Source organism: Vibrio sp. Vb0349 (assembly GCF_033338975.1).
Genome location: NZ_JAWOTS010000289.1, coordinates 1 through 1223, shown reverse-complemented (window position 1 = coordinate 1223; position 1223 = coordinate 1). Strand labels below are relative to the sequence as shown.

Annotated in this window: 1 protein-coding gene; it reads right to left on the bottom strand. The window is 44.3% G+C overall.

Annotated elements, in window-relative coordinates:
* Positions 1–1200: methyl-accepting chemotaxis protein (locus tag R7Q47_RS25275; RefSeq protein ID WP_318090079.1), on the bottom strand; the 1200-nt coding region annotated here is incomplete at its 3' end.
* Between the last annotated feature and the right edge of the window lie 23 nt (positions 1201–1223).

Genomic DNA, 1223 nt, shown 5'->3' with positions numbered 1-1223 from the left:
AGCGCGCGCTGCTTCGATAGCGGCGTTAAGCGCAAGCAAGTTTGTTTGATCCGCGATATCACGGATAACATCAACCACAACGTTGATTTGGTTCGATTGCTGTTCAAGCTCTGAAACTGTATCACCAGCAGCGCCGATAACATTTGCTACTTCACCAATCGCATCAACCATGCTTTGTGTTTCACGCACACCAAGTTGTGTACGGTGGTTTGCATCGTTGGCTTGGCTCGCTGACTCTTCCGTGTTGCGTGCAACGTCGGCTACCGCAGCTTTCATTTCCGTCATTGCTGTTGCAACGTGCGTGATTTGTAGCTGTTGGTCTTTCATGCCAGAAGCAGAAAGCTCAGAGATTTGGTTCATCTCTTCTACTGCACTGCTCAATTGCGTTACAGCGGCAATAACGTTGTCGATAACTTGGCGTAGGTCGTTTTGCATCTTAGTCGTTGCATCTGCCAACTCGCCCAGTTCATCGTTACCAATCAACTTACGATCGATGTCTTTAGAAAGGTCACCTTTCGCAATCGAGTTTGCTTGTTCCACAACAAGTTGTAGTGGGCCACAAATCAAACGCGTTAGAACAAGCGTCATAACAATCATGATCACTAGAATGGTCACGTTGCTCGCGATGGATGAGTTGCTCAAACCGTTCACTGAAGAAAGGATGTGATTTTTGTTGCTGTCCATTGCGACTTTCAACAAGCGGATTAGCTCGTTTAGATCAGAATCGACGGCTTCGAAGTCGTTTAAAGAGTTAGATAGAACAGCGAGCGCTTCGGTTTTGTTGCCTGCTAACATCGACTCATTGTATTGGTCCATAGTAACCGAGTACTGTTTCCATTGGCGCATTAGGCGTTGGAACGTTTGTTGTTCTTCACCTGGCCAAATGGTTGAGCCGTAAGCTTCAAGTTCTTTGCTGATCTTTTCGCGTTCACGGATGTTACTTGCGATTTTGTTTCTGATCTTATCTGCGTCCTTATAGGTGTAAGTAGCAAATTGAGAGCGACGCCAGTGAGAAAGATCATCTCGGATCGCATCCACTCTTTCCATTGCTGGAAGAGTGTCATCAGTATAGTTTAAAAGCTCAGATTTGATTTCTTTGAGCTCTTTAGACAAAAACACGCCAAATACAATATTAATAAGCGCAATCAGTAAAAAAGAGAGCGAAATTTTCTTCGCAATAGATAGGTTTCTGATAGACATTGGTGATATACCTTGTTTTTTTT